Raw genomic sequence first — 17,787 nt, forward strand, 5'->3', positions numbered from 1 at the left:
TTACCTTTTAAAATATAGTATTTATAAAAAAATGTAATGATAATAATAAATAAGAAGAGAGAGTGAACATTTTATGTTAGAAAGTGAAATATATAAACAAATTACAACACCACTTACTGCTCCAGCATTTCCTAAAGGTCCATATAAGTTTCATAATAGGGAGTACTTGAACATAATATACCGTACTGACTTTGAGGCACTTCGAAAAATAGTACCAGAACCATTAGAATTAGATGAAGATGAGCCCTTAGTTAGATTTGAAATGATGGCTATGCCAGATGTGACTGGATTGGGATCCTACACTGAATGTGGGCAGGTAATTCCAGTAAAGTATAATGGGATTAAAGGTGATTATCTACACATGATGTACTTAGACAATCATCCAGCTATCGCTGTTGGAAGAGAGGTTAGTGCCTATCCTAAGAAACTTGGGACTCCAAAGCTATTTGTTGACTCAGATACCTTAGTTGGTACATTAAACTATGGATCTTTACCAGTTGCTACTGCTACAATGGGGTATAAACATGAACCTCTAGATATTAAGGAAGCTTATAATCAAATTTCTCGTCCTAGCTTTATGCTGAAAATTGTACAAGGATATGATGGGAAACCAAGAATTTGTGAGCTTATATGTACACAGAATAAGGATATTATCATACATGGGGCATGGACTAGTTGCGCACGTCTGCAATTATTTAGTCATGCATTAGCTCCTTTGGCTGATTTACCAGTCTTAGAAGTTGTATCTGCATCACATATTCTTACAGATTTAACTCTTGCACCAGCTCATGTTGTGTACGATTATCTTGCAAAGAATTAGAGATAACTAATTAAATGCAAGAGTTCTTGCTTTAAAAGAATTTAGAAAAAATTATTCAGGGAAGCGATGTTGAGAAAAAAAGAAAATATACAAATAGTAAAATCTATTAAATAGATTGCAAAAAGGTGGTATTTCGTGTCCACATACACGAAATACCACCTTTTTTCTGATTGTTTAGAGATACTAAACAGTTAACTACTATTTTATAGTATATCATACTCTATAAATGGCTTAAAACTGTTGATTTTTAACTATTCGCTAAAAGACTAATTTAGCGAAATTTAGATACGTATTAGATTAGTAACAGAGTGAATTTTTTTTGTAGTATTTATATTTTAATTAAAAAACTATTCTATCGCCTATAGTTTTTAAATCTTGTGATCCTTTTACCTTGAACTCAACTGCACCAGTTGAAAGAAATTTACACGCATCAGCGATATTATAATCTAAAGCTAATTGTGAATGTCCATACGATACTTGTAAATTTCCACTTCCATTAAGAACTGTACCCCGAACATACATCATTCCATTGTCATACATCTTGTTAGGAAATTTTTCGCCAGGAATGTTAATACCATGTGAGTCTCCAAGTCTAAATTTATAAGCCACGCCTGAAGTACCACTTAAAAATTTACTTTTATTTGAACGATCAATAGTTTGTGTTGTTTGGATATTTTTTTCACGTACCGAATCAAAAGATGGAGACATAAAAGCTCCAAAACAACTTTGAGTATCAAAAGTAATAGTAGCATCATGTCCTATTGCCAAAACATCACTTCCACTAAAATTAGGTTGTTTTAACCAGTCATAAAACCCCCCTGCCATAAAATTTCCTCCTTTGTCCTTGTACGCTTCTAATGTTAGCTTTATCCATCCAAAGTCCTGAGTTATAGGTAAATTTCTTGGCATTATTTTATTTTTTTCTTTTAAGTATTCACTTTCCGTATAAGCCTTTTCAGTTTGATTACCCTTAGAATCTTTACCTATTTTAAAATATGTTTCGACGATATTTGATGATACGGCATTTTTGCTTATATCATCAATTAGAGCTTTTACTTCTGGAATAGAAGAATACTCATTTAATTTAGAATTCTCTAAATTAACCTTAACAGTATCTGGTGAAGTATTTGTTGCAGCACTTGCAGTTGAACCCATAACAAAAGTTGTAATAGTAATAGCAGCTAAAAACATTGAAAATAATTTCATTTTTCTCATAATGTACCCCCATTTTTTTATTTTGTAATTACTAACCCATAATAACATTTTTTATTATTTTTGTCAAAAAATTACTCGCTTTTACAAAAACCTATAACTGTTAGCATAAACCCTAAAAGGACAAAAACCACAAATAAATTTGAATTACTGTTATCAGATAATCCTATTACTGTTAATTCTAAACCAAATATTGAATATGCTAACCAAGATTTTTTGAACTTTTTAGTTATAAATAATAAAAAAATAAATAAAAAAATTACTATCAAAATAGATAAAATATTAGGCATTTATATATACCTCCAAATGATTTTTTAATTTAATTATACCAATATTTATATTTTAAAATAGACTTATTATACAAAAATATAAATTATTACTTAAATGTTTTTCGCTAAAATTTGATTTAACGAAGAAGTGAATATTACAATTGTTTTAATGAAAGCTAGGACAAGAACCATATGATAGTAAAAAATTAAATGATTTTATTCTTAAAACTAAAAAAATATTAATTAGATACTATAATATGTAGAGTTATAGTAGATTCATAAAGAATTTCACAAATCGCACGACAGGTATAGCAACACCACCATTAATATTTTCAAGTTGATCTATTTTTAATGTTTGGAAATTATTGATTGATAATAATTTCATAAAAAAACATCCTTTCACTTGTATTGTAATTATCTTTAAAATGAAACATAATATGAAATTATAAATTGACATGAAGTTTAGACTTCAAAGTATATTAAAATGGCTTAGAGTGGGTTGTCTTGCAATTGTAACCTCTACCCTATAAAGAAAAAAGATTAAAGGTAAGAGGTTAATAACTGTCAATGTGATTAACCTCTTAGTGCTTTAGTTCAATATAACAGCCGTGTTAATCCACTTAACTTCTTTTAGATATTCCAGTATCTTCTTTAGTATAAAAGAACCAACCTAATGCTGCAAACATCTTAAGAAAAACTATTAAAAATTCTTTTAAATTAAACTCATTATTTCCAATAGAGAAAAGCATACCAACAAACTGTATAAGTAATATTAAACCAATTAATAATATGGATATGCGCCATATTTTCTTTATTAGTTTAAAAAACATAATTATCCTCCTAGTATATGAACTCTTAAATTCAATGCATATTTTATTTAAGGTCTATAAGCTCTCATATCCGTTATTAAAAGAATTATAAGCACTTCCTGCAAAATTAACGACTTCAGCTACGACACCTACAGCAGCAACAACTTTTAGGCAGCCTACAATAATATGAATACATAATATTCCTATGTTAACTTTATTTGATTTATTATCACTTATATTAACTAATTTTATAATATACCGCCTAATACGTTTGAGTCAAGTAAAAGTTGGAAACAATTTTCTTGTTTTCGCTAGCCATTATTTTACAGTGTGTTTGTATTATTTACCTACCCATAATAGTCCTCAAACAAGTTTGCTTACGACCTTTATTACGATAGATTTTTGTATCTCTTTCATTAAGTAGTTTCTCATCTAAAGATTCTATTTTGTCTCACAACTTAATTATAATGGATAATTTATGTATTGGGGAGATGCTTTTGCATCTCCTTTATTATTTACATGATATTATTTACGGACACTTACTGTTCAGATAAATCATGCAGTTTCAGATGGATATAATACATCAATGTTATTTAATGATATACAACAAATTTGTTTTTCATACCTAGAAAGTTGAAAATAATCATAATATAATTAAAGGAAAGGGTTCTTGTTTTAAAAGAATTTAGAAAAAATTATTCAGGGAAGCGATGTTGAGAAAAAAGAAAATATACAAATAGTAAAAGTTTAGTTCCAGTAAACCTAATTTGATAATTTTAAATTATTTAGTTAGCGACAAATGGCTTAAAATATATGGTATAATTTTCATGTTGAATAATGATGCTTAATATACAGCTGTAATCTTTTATGCATTATATAAGAAGGGAATGAAAGCTTTTGTATATATTTTTATTTATAAGTATTATTGCTATTATAGTGTTTTTTAATAACTTTGTAGCAATATTAAAGAAAGTTAAAGATGGTCAAGAAACTGGTGGCAATACATTTCTATGTTGTATTACATTGATATACATATGGGGATGTCTAATAATTTGTGTTGCGCCTTAAAGACTTTATATTATAAGCATAAGTTTAATACCAACAAGGTTAGGGTATAATTTTCTGTAATGATTTATATGAAAGGAGTAATTTTAAATAACTGAAAACTCAGAATATTAAGGAAGTTTGGTAATGATTAAAAAGCTATATGTAGTAAAAATGAATGCATGGTATAATTTGTATGAATAGAAGCTGAAATTAATGAATAATTGTAAACTTATCATGAATTATAGGAGAATAAACTATGAAGGTAATTATATATATAAATACAGTTATATTGGCTGTTGTTGTAAATATGCTTTCTTTAATTATGTATATTTACTTAATAAAAGAAGGGAACGTTGTATTTATCATGTTTTTAGTACTTATAGGAGTTGTTAATAGACAAATTATTGATAATGGTAAGAATCTTAATAAAAAAAAGAAAACTATAATTTATAGTAGTTTCTTTTTAATGCTTGCTATAGGTCTTGCCTATGGAACGTATTATTATAAAATTAATATATAATCAAATTATTAATGGTTTGTAATGTACAATATTAATGTAAGACTAGTTAGTTAGATTAATAGAGCCAATGCTGGAGCATTGGCTTTTGTAGAGTCTAAAAAAATAATGCTTTTAAGCCATTTTTTAAGTGTGAAAATTAGATTTTGAATTTAGTATTTATAAAATACCTTTTTTACTTACTAAAAAGTTAATCCTATTAACTAAAAATAAAGAAAGTAATGCCTAGAATGGCTTCAACACCATAAAAACTTATAGAAGTCAATATATGTTGTTTTTTTGCCCTCAAAATCGCAATCAATCCAATTCATTTAGAGAAATTAATAGATTTAATTATAATCAATTTATTAGTAGAAAAATAAGGTGATAAAATTATAAAAAAATAGAATCTTAATGCAGTTAAATAATGTAATAAACTCAAGACGTCCAGTACGAATACCAAGAGGTTTTAAAAATGAAGAGCTATTAAACGAATCTACTTCACCAAATGGAACATATACAATAAATAATTGAAGAAAAAGAAAGACTAGTAGGTAAAAAGTAGATTGTTAGAATACTATTGAAACTAGAAAATAATAATCTATGCAAAATTAAGGCATCATAAAAGAAGTGGATAGTTATAAAAAAGATTTTGAGGTACATAATAGCTAAAGGGGGGAGAGGTTTACACTGGAAATTAAATATAAAAATAAAGTTGAAGATATAGAATTTTTAATAAATTTTACAAAAATGAAACTTTCAAAGGAAAATAATATATATAAATCAAATTACATAAACAATTTAACGAATGATCAAAAATTGGAATTAATTAATGTTCGTAAAACATATTGATTATTTATAGTTTACTGATATAATAAAAGTAACGAAAGACACCATCCATATAATTTCGACAATACGGGTCGAGAGTTTCTACAAGAAGCCTTAAACTTCTGAGCTATGGGTGAATCCAAAGTTACTAATATAATATTTCTTCTAGAAATGTTACTATTATTGGATTTACCTATATCCAATGATAGTTTTTTTTCGTCTATTTTTAGGAGGTAAGATATGAGTAAAAATATTAATGATAATTCAAAAAGTCAAAAAGGTTTATTAGAAAGACTGTTTAAGCTAAAGGAAAATGGCACAAGTGTTAAAACTGAAATACTTGCAGGCCTGACTACTTTTATTACCATAGCCTATGCACTTTTGGTAATTCCCAACATTCTAAAGGGTGCGGGTATGAATTCACAAGGGGTTTTTGGGGATGCAGCAAATAATCTAGGGATACTAAATGATCCTGTGGTTGGAGCTATATTTACAGCAACTTGTGTTATATTTACAATATCAACATTATTTATGGGTTTGTATGCTAATTTACCTTATGCATTAGGACCAGGTATGGGACTAGTTGCATTTTTCACATATGGAGTATGCTTAACCATGGGATTCACATGGCAGGAAGCATCCGCAGCAGTATTTATTTCGGGTATTGTATTTATTATATGTACAGTAACATCACTAAGACAATTAATAGTTAATGCACTTCCCAAAAATATAAAAATAGCTATGACCTCTGGTATAGGACTATTTATAGCATTAATAGGTTTTAAAAATGGGGGAATAGTTACTTCAAACCCCGCAACTTTAGTACAACTTGGTAAATTCACGGATAAGGGAACTTTACTAACAATAATAGGTGTTTTAATAATGGCTATATTAATGGCTCGAAAAGTAAGGGGCGCAATGTTAATAGGAATTGTAGCTACAACTATAATAGGAATTCCTATGGGAATAACTAATGTAAGTAATATTAAAATATTTTCATTGCCACCATCTTTAGCTCCTACATTTTTAAAAATGGATTTTTCAGGATTATTAACTCATAATGGAGCAGGGATAATAGGTGCTATAACAGCAGTTGTTATGGTTATTTTAACATTTTCTTTAGTTGATATGTTTGACACTATAGGAACTTTAGTTGGGACAGCTCAAAAAGCTAATTTAATAGGAGACGATGGAAATCCTAAAAATATGAATAAAGCATTGATAGTTGACTCTATAGCAACTACAGTAGGTTCAATGTTTGGATTGCCAACAGTATCAGTTTACATAGAGTCAGCCTCAGGAATAGCTGATGGAGGAAGAACTGGATTAACAGCTGTAGTTGTTAGTTGCTTTACAGCACTTACTCTTTTCTTCTCAGGAATTGTAGGTATAATTCCATCACAAGCAACAGCTCCAGCTCTTATTATAATTGGAGTGTTGATGCTTGAAACTATAAAAAATGTTGATTTTTCAACATTTGATGAAGCTATACCAGCATTTTTAACTATAGTAATAATGCCATTTAGTTATTCAATAGCTAACGGTATTGCTTGTGGGATAATAACTTATCCTATTATGAAATTAGCTGTGGGAAAGAGAAAAGAAATTCATCCACTTATGTATATATTAGCGGCATTATTCATTTTACGATATATATTGATACCGCAATAGAATAGTATTTGGTGAAAAAATAGTTATAATAAAAGAATATTTTATAGTTACATTAAGTACCCATTATTATATAATAAATAATAATGGGTACTTAAAATATTTTAAATATATATTATTTAAAATGACTGAAGATATAGGGACTGTATATGGTTATACTCAGTCACATAATAAATGTTATATAGCAAATTATACAATAAAATTTAGTAATATTAATAATAATCCACCTAAAATTAAAGCTATTGAGCTTAATGCAAAGGAAACAGTTTGTTTAATAGGATTTTTTTCTCTTTCAGATCTTGTTGTTTCTAAATTAGTATAGGATGTAAGGGTAGGGTTACTTATACCTTGCATAGATAATCCAGTAGGGTTACCACCTATTGATGATAATATTGAAATAGCTATTAGTAATATTCCTTCAATAAAAAGAATATCTTTTAAATTATAGTGTTTTAGTTTAACTAATATTATAGCTAACACAAAGGCTATAGACGCCCAAACAATACCAAATAGTAAAGATTTAAATAGAGTTGATACTAAATTTTTATTCATAAGAGCCTCCTTATAAAATACTTTATTTTCATTATATCAGGAACAAAGGATGCAAAATACTTTTTTAAAAGAAAATTACAAAAAAAGATAAATCTTAGGCATACGAAAGAAAATAGACTAAATTTAGCGGGTTATTTTTTAAAAGAGTACTTATTTCCGTAGAGATATAAATAAGTATAGTTATATATTTCTTTACAATATATAATAGAAGAAAGAATATATGTAAACTAAGGAGGAAAAAATGAATATTGATAAAAGTAAATTAATATTTAAAACAGAAGGTTTTTATGAGTTAACCCATGATGATATTTATGAAATGGCAAAAGTAAGATATGAGGTTTTTGCTTGTGAACAAGAAATAACATGTGAAAATGATTTTGATGATAAAGATAAGGTATGCAAGCACACTCTTGTATACTATGAAGATAAATTAGTGGGGTATTGTAGAATTCTACCAGTAGGATTAGCCTATGAAAAGCCATCAATAGGAAGAGTCCTTGTTTTAAAAGAGTTTAGAAAAAATTACATAGCACAAGAAATGATGAAAAAAAGTACTGATTTTGTAAGAGAACATTGGATGGAAAATGAAATAATACTTTCTTCTCAGCTTTATGCAAAGAGACTATATGAAGCAGTAGGATTTGAAGTTATTTCTGATGTTTATGATGAAGCGGGAATTCCTCATGTGAAAATGAGTTTAGACATATATAAAAACTAAAATATTTAGGATTCTAAAAAATAAACAAAGGGTTAGAATTGTTCAACTTTAAGAGATATGTTAAAATTAGCATAGGTTAATAGTTATTTTGGGGGGCAAGATATGAGCAAATCTGAAAGTAGAAGCCATGTTTTAATAACAGGGGCTACTGCTGGTATTGGATATGAATTAGCAAAATTGTTTGCAATGGATGGTCATAATCTAATACTTATTGCAAGGGATAAAGAAAAATTAAAAGAAGTAAAGAAGCATCTTGAAATATATAATATAAATGTGGATATATTATCTGTAGATTTATCTGTGGATAGTTCTTGTGAACAAGTCTTTGCTTTTGTGGATAAAAAAAATCTAACTGTGGATATTTTAATAAATAATGCAGGGGTAGGTTCTTTTGGTGATTTTTCTAGTATTCCTATGAAAAAAGAGTTAGCGTTAATAGATATTAATATAAGAGCATTAACTGAATTAACAAAACATTTTTTATATAAAATGGTTGAAAATGAAAATGGTACTATAATGAATGTAGCAAGTACAGCAGCATTTTGCGCAGGTCCAAGAATGGCAACATATTATGCATCAAAAGCTTATGTTTTAAATTTGACTGAAGCATTAAATGAAGAAGTTAAAAATAAAGGGGTTAAAGTAAGTTGCCTTTGTCCAGGAGCTGTGAACACTGGATTTCAAAATAAAGCTGGAATAAAAAAGAATGAAAATGCAAAGAAAAATATTATGTCAGCTAAAAAAGTTGCACAAATAGCATATAGAGATTTAGAAAAAGGAAAAACAATAATAATTCCAGGATTTAAGAACAAGATATTAGTAATTGTAAATAAATTTTTGCCAAGAGTAATATCAAGAAAAATAATTTTTAAAATTAACAATGGATAGATTTAGAACAAAGGATAAATTTTAATAGAAGTAAAAAACTAAAATTAAAAATATAAACTAGTGAATTCGGGAGAATAGGATGATAAATAATAATAATAATAAATTTTTAGATGTATATACTACTTTAATAGACAATGGAGTTAGATTTTATTATAGTGATAATGATATGTATTTAGGTGAAGTTACAAGCCTAGAGATAACTGAAGATAATAAATTAGAAATGCAAATAGAATTTGATGAGAGACATATAATAGAAATAGAAGATTTTTTACATAACCATACAAAGGAAAATATAAATTATTATGATTGGGAGAGCGTAAGGCTTTTTGATGATTTATTAAAAGAGGCATAACAAATAAAACAGAGAGTTGATATTTATCAACTCTCTGTTTTTGTTGTATCGGAAAATGAACAAAATCTATTAATATACATGTAATAGAATAAAGCATGTATATTTATGCAATAAACCTTTCAAATATTGCATAAATATATTGTAATATACAGTATACAAAAAATAACTATTCTGAATATGATCAGTGTGCAGTAGTTACTAATACTATAGGGTATATAAACGAAGTATATTATTTAAAAAAAATTCTATAATATAGATTTGTATATATATACAAATTGAAACAATAAGAATTAATAAATTTTGTTGACAGAATTTAATAAAAAATATAGAATGTTATAAAAGATAAATAAAATTAATAAAAATAAAAAAAAGTACACTTTAAATTGGTTCTGTGAGACCAGAAAGGAGTATGTAATTATGTTATACCTAAATTTAAATAATAACTGCATAGCTACGTCATTAAAGGCGTTTTCTAACACTGATAAATATATAAGGATAGTAAGGAGAATACTAAAATAGTAATCTCCTTAGTATCCTTTTCTTTTACAAAAAAATCAGTAAGGCTCTTGAACCAGTGTATTTTTAGTAATTGTATATATATTAAAGGGAGGGCTAATTATGAAAGCAAAGCTTATATTAGAAAATGGAATGATATTTGAAGGCACAGCCTTTGGACACTTAAAAGATAGTGTTGGAGAGGTTGTATTTACAACAGGAATGACAGGCTATCAAGAGGTTTTAACAGACCCATCATATTATGGACAAATAGTAACTATGACTTATCCGCTAATTGGAAACTACGGAATAAACTTAGAGGATATGGAATCAGATTCACCAAAGGTTAGGGGATTTATAGTAAGAGAAAAATGTAATTTCCCAAATAATTTTAGATGTGAAATGGATTTAGAAGATTTTCTGAAACAAAATAAGATAATTGGATTAGAAGGAATAGATACTAGAGCGTTAACAAAGGTTTTAAGAAATCATGGAACAATGAAAGGAATAATAACTTTAGAAGCACATTCTTTAGAAGAAGTGCAGGATAGAGTAAAGGCCTTTTCAAATAAAGAAGCAGTAAGCATAGTATCAACAAAGAAAGCTTACACAATAGAAGGTTCTGGAAAGCATGTTGCAATAATGGACTTTGGAATAAAAGAAAATATAATAAGAAACTTCAAAAAGAGAGATTGTAAATTAACAGTGTTCCCAATGACTGCGACAGCACAAGAAATTTTAGCGGTTAACCCAGATTTAGTGTTTTTATCAAATGGACCTGGGGATCCAGAAGATTTAACTGAGGTAATAGAAAATATTAAAAAAATAGTTGGAGTAAAACCAATAGTTGGAATATGTTTAGGGCACCAATTGTTAGCATTAACTCTAGGCGGAAAAACTGCTAAATTAAAGTTTGGACATAGAGGATGCAATCACCCAGTTAAAGATTTAGAAGAAAATAAGGTTCACATTACATCACAAAATCATGGATATGTAGTAGAAACACTGCCACAAGATGTTGTAGCAACACACTTAAACATAAATGATGGAACAATAGAAGGTATGAAACATAGTAAATTACCAATATTCTCAGTTCAATTCCATCCAGAGGCGGCAGCGGGTCCAAGAGATAGTGAATATATATTTGATAAATTTATGAAATACGCATTATAGGAGGGTTTTACAAATGCCATTAAATAAAGATATAAAAAAAGTTTTAGTTATAGGGTCAGGTCCAATTGTTATAGGTCAAGCAGCAGAGTTTGATTATTCAGGAACACAAGCATGTCAGGCGTTAAAAGAAGAAGGTGTTGAGGTTATACTTGTAAACTCAAACCCAGCGACTATAATGACAGATGCAGAAACCGCAGATAAGGTTTATATAGAACCATTAACAATAGAGTTTTTAGAAAAAGTTATTGCAAAAGAAAGACCAGATAGTTTAATTGCAGGAATGGGTGGTCAAACAGGACTTAACCTTTCAGTGGAATTACATGATGCGGGAATACTTGAAAAGTACAATGTAAAAGTAATAGGTACATCTATCCAATCTATAAAACAGGGAGAAGATAGAGAACTATTTAGAGATATGATGAATGAAATACAAGAACCGGTTATTCAAAGTGAAATTATAACTGAGATTGAAGCTGGTATGAATTATGCAAGCAAGATAGGTTACCCAGTTATAGTAAGACCTGCTTATACATTAGGTGGAACTGGTGGAGGAATTGCTGATAATGAAGAGGAGCTAAGGGAAACACTTGAATCAGGATTACAACTTAGTACAATTGGGCAAATTCTTTTAGAAAAATCAGTTAAAGGATGGAAAGAAGTAGAATACGAAGTAATGAGAGATTCATTTGGGAACTGTATAACTGTATGCAACATGGAAAATATAGATCCAGTTGGAATACATACAGGAGATAGTATAGTTGTTGCTCCATCACAAACTTTATCAGATAAAGAATATCAAATGCTTAGAACTGCATCAATAAACATAATAAATGCAGTAGGAATAGAAGGTGGATGTAACGTTCAATTCGCGCTTCACCCAACATCATTTGAATATGCAGTAATAGAAATTAACCCAAGAGTTTCAAGATCTTCAGCTCTTGCATCAAAAGCTACAGGATATCCAATATCTAAAGTTGGCGCTAAAATATCTTTAGGATATGGATTAGATGAAATAAAAAATGCTGTAACTCAAAAAACATATGCTTGTTTTGAGCCAACATTAGATTATGTAGTAGTTAAAATACCAAAATGGCCATTTGATAAATTCTTCAGTGCAGATAGAGCACTTGGAACAAAAATGATGGCAACTGGTGAAATAATGGCTATAGGTTCAAACTTAGAAGCAGCCTTATTAAAAGGTATTAGAAGTCTAGAAATTAATAAATATTCATTAGACCATCCAAAGTTTAAAGAATTAAGTATTAATGAACTTAAAACTGCAGTTATGAAACCAGATGATGAAAGAATATTTGCTCTTTGTGAAATGATAAGAAGAGATTACAGAATAGAAAGCATAGCTAAAATAACAGGAATAGATATATTCTTCTTAGAAAAGTTTAAATGGATAGTGAATGAAGAAACTAGATTAAAATTAAGTAAAATAGAGGATTTAGATAAAGAATGGCTACATGCATTAAAGAAAAAAGGCTTCTCTGATAAGGCAATAGCGGATATGCTAAAGGTTACACCAGATGATGTGTATAGGTTAAGAAACATTTGGAACATTAAACCTTCATACAAAATGGTTGATACTTGTGGGGGAGAGTTTGAAGCATTATCACCATATTACTACTCAACTTACGAACAATATGATGAAGTAGAGGTATCTGATAAGAAGAAAGTTATAGTTATAGGATCAGGGCCTATAAGAATAGGTCAAGGGATTGAATTTGATTATGCTTCAGTTCATTGTGTTAGATCTTTAAAGGGTATGGGAATTGAAACAATTATAATAAATAATAATCCAGAAACCGTAAGTACAGATTTTAATATATCAGATAAGTTATACTTTGAACCATTAACAGAAGAAGATGTATTTAATATTATAGAAAAGGAAAAACCAGATGGTGTAATACTTCAGTTTGGTGGTCAAACAGCTATAAAACTTGCTAACTTCTTAAAAGAAAAAGGAATAAAAACTCTAGGAACAACAGCAGATCAAATAGATTTAGCTGAAAATAGAGAAAAGTTTGATGCGCTATTAGAAGAACTTGGAATAGATAGGCCTAAGGGTAAAGGTGTTTGGACATTAGAGCAAGGGTTAGAAGAAGCAAGAAAGTTAACATTCCCAGTATTAGTTAGACCTTCATATGTACTTGGGGGTCAAGGCATGGAAATAACTTATGATGAAGAGGAGTTAACATACTACCTGAAAAATGCATTTGTAAAAGATAAGAAAAATCCAATACTTATAGATAAGTATTTAATGGGTAGAGAAATAGAAGTAGATGCAATATCAGATGGAGAAAATATTTTAATACCAGGAATAATGGAACATTTAGAAAGAGCTGGAGTTCACTCAGGAGACTCTGTAACAATGTATCCAAGTCAAAATGTAAGTGATGACATGAAAGCTAGGGTGTTAGATTATACTAAAAAATTAGCATTAGCTATAGGAATAAAAGGAATGATAAACATTCAGTTTATTGAGTTTGAAGGAGCACTTTATGTAATAGAAGTTAACCCAAGAGCATCAAGAACAGTTCCATATATAAGCAAAGTAAGTAAAGTTGCAATAGTTGATTTAGCTACAAAATGTATGCTAGGACATAAGCTTAAAGATTTAGGTTATGGAGTAGATGTTTATAAGGAACCCAAATTAATATCAGTTAAAGTACCTGTATTCTCAACTCAAAAACTTCCGAATGTTGAAATATCATTAGGACCAGAAATGAGATCAACAGGAGAAGTTTTAGGAATAGGTAGAACTCTTAATGAAGCACTTTATAAAGGCTTTGTAGGTGCTAGCATGTATCCAGGAACTGATAAGGGTAAAATACTAGCAACAGTTAATAAGCATGATAAGGAAGCCTTTTTACCAATAGCAAAAGCATTATCAGATGTAGGATATAAATTTATTGCCACATCAGGAACAGCTAAGTTTTTAAGAGAGGCTGGAATAGAAGCAGAAGAAGTAAGGAAATTAAATGAAGAAAAACCAAATATCTTAGATGTAGTTAAAAGTAAAGGCGTTGATTTAGTAATAAACACACCTACTAAAGGAAATGACTCTAAGAGAGATGGATTCTTAATAAGAAGAGCAGCTATAGAAAGAAACATATGTGTAATAACATCATTAGATACACTAAAAGCTATTGCAGATGTTAAAACTGAACAAGTGGAAAAGAAAGATTTAGAAATATTTGATATAACACAATAATAAGATGTTTTTGAAGATGACTAAAATAAATCAGCTGCACACTAATTTGTGTGCAGCTGATTTTTTTATGTTAGAAGATTTATCAGTAAAAAGGTTATTGATAAATCTTCTAGAGGGAGTATATTTGATATAAAATATACATAGGTTACGGAGCCGGTGTAGCTTGTGGCGTTGGAGCTGGTTGCGGTGTGGGCGCCGGCTCTGGAGTTGGAACTGGTTGAGGCGTTGGTACTGGAGTTGGAGTTGGAACTGGAACTGGTTGAGGAGTTGGTTCCGGAGCTGGAGTTGGTTCCGGAGCTGGAATTGGTTTCGGAGTTGGCACTGGTTGAGGCGTTGGTTCCGGAGTCGGAGCTGGAGTTGCTTCCGGAGTTGGAACTGGTTTGGATGGCTCCCAGTTAGTAGATGAATCATCTTCTGGATACAAATTTTGTTGTGAAGGAACATTATTAACTCCTGGGTCTTCCGGTTTTACAGGAACATCATTAGTAATAGGGTTTTCTATAACTTCAGTATCTACTGTAGTTATAGGCGTAGATTTATTATCCTTATCTTTATCCTTATCTTTATTATCTTCATACGTATCTTTCTTATCAGTTTCTGTAATTAAATTAGTAATGTTTTTAGCTTGAGCTTTTGTTTGAACTATTTCTAGTGAAAAAACAACTACTAATGAAGATATTAAAATTATTATAAGTCCATTTTCAATGTTAAACTTCTTACTTGTTCTTAGCTTTTTTTTCAAAATTTACTCATCCTTTCGTAAGTGGAATAATAGTCTTATAGTGTAAAATTCTATAAAATTAGACAAAATCCTTTTATATAATACAAAAAAATAAAAAATAATCTATTGACATAGAACAAATGTTTGGATAATATATAAAATATGAATCAGAACATTTGTTCGCGCTAGTTTTGGAGGGGTAAAAATGAGAGTTAACAATGATATTTTTGTAAAGTTAAATTATAAAACTATAGGAGAATTTAAGAGCTTAATAATAGATAGAGATTTGGGTTGCAATGAAGTAAATAAATATATGATGTGTGCAGGTAATTATAATAAGGATGGATGGACATTTGTATTTAAGGCAAATAGTGTAAAAGAAGCTGAGAAATTGATAAACAATGATAGATTTTCAGAAAAAAAATCATATAAAGGTCAAGATAATAAAATAATAGATGAAAAAATATATAGGAATAAAAAATTAAGGATAAATTAGAAATTAATCTAATTTATCCTTAAGGAATGTTAAAAAATTATTAATAAATATCTATTAAATTTCTTTTATAATCAGAATATAATCTTCTAAGTTTGCTCATTTTATCATCAAGTTCAAGACATAATCTTGATGCATCAGAATAATCCTCTTTAACTAAGGATTCTCGAACTCTAGTGAATAAACTATTAGTAGCATAAGTATCCTTCATTATATAATGTCTTAAATCATTAATTTTCATCCATGTTGAAACATCTAAATCAAGGGCTGTAGGGCCGTGTAAAATTTTAAACGTTCTTATTTCATGCATGTAATTAGAAATTACTCTACTTGAAATTTCAGTAGTCCATCTTTGAATCACAGCTAATTTAAAGCTATTAATAAGAACATCATTAAATACATTATTTCTTTTCAAAACATTAAGTTTTTTTGGATATTTATCTAATTGAACTAAATTTTCATAAACAGTTGAAGGCGCTTTTCCGAAATACTTATTTCTTTCATCATCAGAGAAAAATTCAAAAACATCTTCTTCGGTTCTATAAGCTCTAGTCTTTTCTAAATAATCAGCACTTTCACCAGATTTTTTTGATAATTCTGCTAGAAGTTCTTCCTCAGTTTTGTTATTTTCTAATGCATAAAGTATTCCATCTAACATAGACATGTAAGAAACTGCAATAGCTAAGTAGACATTTGTATGAGGGTTAGGTGATCTAAGCTCAAATCTAGTAGCTAATGGATTTTGTAAATCACGTATAAGGCCTATTAATACAGTTCTATTTCTTGATGGATTATCAGGACTTAATCCAAGAGAAGTAACTACACAAATAGGTGCTTCAAATCCAGGTTTTAGCCTTTTAAGTGCATTATTAGTTGAAGAAATAAAAGGATTCATAACTTCGTAATTTTTAAGCATACCCATAATTGCACCATAGCCAATACAACTTAAGAAGTCATCCTTTGTAGCTTGGAATAAGTTGATTCTTTTTCCGTTAGTAAGCTTTAAGCTAACACCTAAATGTATATGCATACCAGATCCTGCAACGCAATCGATAGGTTTAGCCATAAATGTTACATCTAGTCCATTTCTTCTGAAAGTTTCTTGAACAAGATTTTTAATAAAGAGTTCATTATCAGCAGCTTGAATAGCATCAGAATATTTCCAATCTATTTCAAGTTGTTCCATTACATGATCAAATTGACCACTAGTATCTAATTTAGCTTTAACTCCACCAACTTCTTTATGTCCCATTTCCGGTTCAAATCCATAAGCGTCCATTAATAATAAACTTTCTTCTAAAGCAGTTCTAACAGAACCTTTAGTTTTTGTCCAATAATGCTCATGTAAAACTTCTGAAGTTGATAACTCCTCAATTGAAGCTATATTATTTGGAGTTTTAACCCAAAATTCAAGCTCTGATGCAGATGTTATAACTATTTCATCAATTTCATCAAAAGTTATTCCAAAAGCTTTTAGAGTTTCTGGTTTGTTTTTAAATACTTTTAAAAGGTTAGTTTTAAAAGTATCGATTGAGGCAGTTAAAATATTTCTAGAACATACTGGTTTGTTATTATGAAGTAAGAAAGATGGTATTCTTAAAGTACCAACTGGATTTTGAGTTAAAGGATCTATGTGATCATAGTTATAATCTACAAACCAATTACAATTAAGATCAGTAATCATATCTACCTTAGCATCATTTAATGTTGCTATCCCTGGTAATACAACTGAAGAACCATCCGTTTGAATTGCAACACCATGAAGGAATGATTGGATATCATCTAAAAATACTTTCACAGGTATTTTTTCATCAGTATCATTTCCAGACAAGTCAATGCCTACAAAAGAAACAAATTTTATTTCGGAATGATTAGTAAAAATCTCAATTAAAGCTTTTTCATTATGATTAGAACTTGGAATTGTATAAATTAATTTACTCATAAATTACTTTCTTACAATGTAAATTGCAAGAAATTAGTCACATCCTTTCTATAATTATCGAACAATAAAAAAATAAAATCAAAA

At 29.0% G+C, this 17,787-nt stretch carries 17 protein-coding genes and 1 riboswitch; of the genes, 10 read left to right on the top strand and 7 right to left on the bottom strand.

From position 1 onward, the window contains the following. Positions 1–73: 73 nt before the first annotated feature. Complete coding sequence (gene adc / locus BLS77_RS11420; RefSeq protein ID WP_089969704.1) at positions 74–820, top strand: acetoacetate decarboxylase; 747 nt, start codon at positions 74–76, stop codon at positions 818–820. A gap of 339 nt (positions 821–1,159) precedes the next feature. Here the strand turns inward: adc and BLS77_RS11425 are convergent, their stop codons facing one another. The 4 genes from BLS77_RS11425 to BLS77_RS11435 form a co-directional block, all read right to left on the bottom strand. Further along, the gene (locus tag BLS77_RS11425) at positions 1,160–2,035 is read right to left on the bottom strand and encodes a hypothetical protein (protein ID WP_089969708.1); all 876 of its coding nucleotides are present in this window, start codon (positions 2,033–2,035) and stop codon (positions 1,160–1,162) included. Between the two features lie 71 nt (positions 2,036–2,106). Further along, positions 2,107–2,322: a hypothetical protein gene (locus BLS77_RS11430; RefSeq protein WP_089969711.1), complete on the bottom strand. Its 216-nt coding sequence runs from the start codon at positions 2,320–2,322 to the stop codon at positions 2,107–2,109. Between the two features lie 244 nt (positions 2,323–2,566). After that, entirely contained in the window at positions 2,567–2,758 is a 192-nt protein-coding gene (locus tag BLS77_RS20770) for a ComC/BlpC family leader-containing pheromone/bacteriocin (RefSeq protein WP_423231033.1), read from the bottom strand. 163 nt (positions 2,759–2,921) lie between these two features. After that, the gene (locus BLS77_RS11435) at positions 2,922–3,131 is read right to left on the bottom strand and encodes a hypothetical protein (RefSeq protein ID WP_089969715.1); all 210 of its coding nucleotides are present in this window, start codon (positions 3,129–3,131) and stop codon (positions 2,922–2,924) included. A gap of 1,282 nt (positions 3,132–4,413) precedes the next feature. Between BLS77_RS11435 and BLS77_RS11440 the strand changes: the two genes are divergently transcribed. From BLS77_RS11440 to BLS77_RS11445, 3 genes are all read left to right on the top strand, one after another. Continuing rightward, positions 4,414–4,677 carry a hypothetical protein gene (locus tag BLS77_RS11440; protein ID WP_089969718.1) on the top strand — a complete coding sequence of 88 codons (264 nt, stop codon included), beginning with the start codon at positions 4,414–4,416 and terminating at the stop codon, positions 4,675–4,677. A 390-nt stretch (positions 4,678–5,067) separates the two neighbouring features. Then, a complete protein-coding gene (locus BLS77_RS20325) occupies positions 5,068–5,187 on the top strand; it encodes a DUF5412 domain-containing protein (RefSeq protein WP_242873973.1) in 120 nt (39 codons plus the stop codon). A gap of 343 nt (positions 5,188–5,530) precedes the next feature. Next, positions 5,531–5,631, top strand: a riboswitch (purine riboswitch). Between the two features lie 90 nt (positions 5,632–5,721). Continuing rightward, a complete protein-coding gene (locus BLS77_RS11445) occupies positions 5,722–7,152 on the top strand; it encodes an NCS2 family permease (protein WP_089969720.1) in 1,431 nt (476 codons plus the stop codon). A gap of 186 nt (positions 7,153–7,338) precedes the next feature. Here BLS77_RS11445 and BLS77_RS11450 read toward each other — a convergent pair whose 3' ends face one another. After that, positions 7,339–7,701, bottom strand: a complete 363-nt coding sequence (locus BLS77_RS11450) for a hypothetical protein (RefSeq protein WP_089969723.1) — start codon at positions 7,699–7,701, stop codon at positions 7,339–7,341. Positions 7,702–7,942: 241 nt separating this feature from the next. Between BLS77_RS11450 and BLS77_RS11455 the strand changes: the two genes are divergently transcribed. The 5 genes from BLS77_RS11455 (at position 7,943) to carB (ending at position 14,547) form a co-directional block, all read left to right on the top strand. Then, the gene (locus BLS77_RS11455) at positions 7,943–8,419 is read left to right on the top strand and encodes a GNAT family N-acetyltransferase (protein WP_089969725.1); all 477 of its coding nucleotides are present in this window, start codon (positions 7,943–7,945) and stop codon (positions 8,417–8,419) included. Positions 8,420–8,521: 102 nt separating this feature from the next. Continuing rightward, entirely contained in the window at positions 8,522–9,307 is a 786-nt protein-coding gene (locus tag BLS77_RS11460) for an SDR family NAD(P)-dependent oxidoreductase (RefSeq protein WP_089969728.1), read from the top strand. Between the two features lie 79 nt (positions 9,308–9,386). Further along, a complete protein-coding gene (locus tag BLS77_RS11465; protein WP_089969731.1) occupies positions 9,387–9,659 on the top strand; it encodes a hypothetical protein in 273 nt (90 codons plus the stop codon). Positions 9,660–10,277: 618 nt separating this feature from the next. Then, entirely contained in the window at positions 10,278–11,327 is a 1,050-nt protein-coding gene (locus tag BLS77_RS11470; RefSeq protein ID WP_089969734.1) for a carbamoyl phosphate synthase small subunit, read from the top strand. A 13-nt stretch (positions 11,328–11,340) separates the two neighbouring features. After that, on the top strand, positions 11,341–14,547 hold the full coding sequence (carB, locus tag BLS77_RS11475) for a carbamoyl-phosphate synthase large subunit (protein ID WP_089969738.1): 3,207 nt from the start codon (positions 11,341–11,343) through the stop codon (positions 14,545–14,547). A 145-nt stretch (positions 14,548–14,692) separates the two neighbouring features. Here the strand turns inward: carB and BLS77_RS19915 are convergent, their stop codons facing one another. Then, positions 14,693–15,289, bottom strand: a complete 597-nt coding sequence (locus BLS77_RS19915; protein WP_175490840.1) for a hypothetical protein — start codon at positions 15,287–15,289, stop codon at positions 14,693–14,695. A gap of 184 nt (positions 15,290–15,473) precedes the next feature. Between BLS77_RS19915 and BLS77_RS11485 the strand changes: the two genes are divergently transcribed. Then, on the top strand, positions 15,474–15,764 hold the full coding sequence (locus tag BLS77_RS11485; protein ID WP_242873974.1) for a hypothetical protein: 291 nt from the start codon (positions 15,474–15,476) through the stop codon (positions 15,762–15,764). Between the two features lie 40 nt (positions 15,765–15,804). Here the strand turns inward: BLS77_RS11485 and BLS77_RS11490 are convergent, their stop codons facing one another. Beyond that, complete coding sequence (locus BLS77_RS11490) at positions 15,805–17,703, bottom strand: type I glutamate--ammonia ligase (protein WP_089969742.1); 1,899 nt, start codon at positions 17,701–17,703, stop codon at positions 15,805–15,807. Positions 17,704–17,787 lie beyond the last annotated feature (84 nt).

This window comes from Clostridium gasigenes, assembly GCF_900104115.1.
Lineage (GTDB): Bacteria > Bacillota > Clostridia > Clostridiales > Clostridiaceae > Clostridium > Clostridium gasigenes.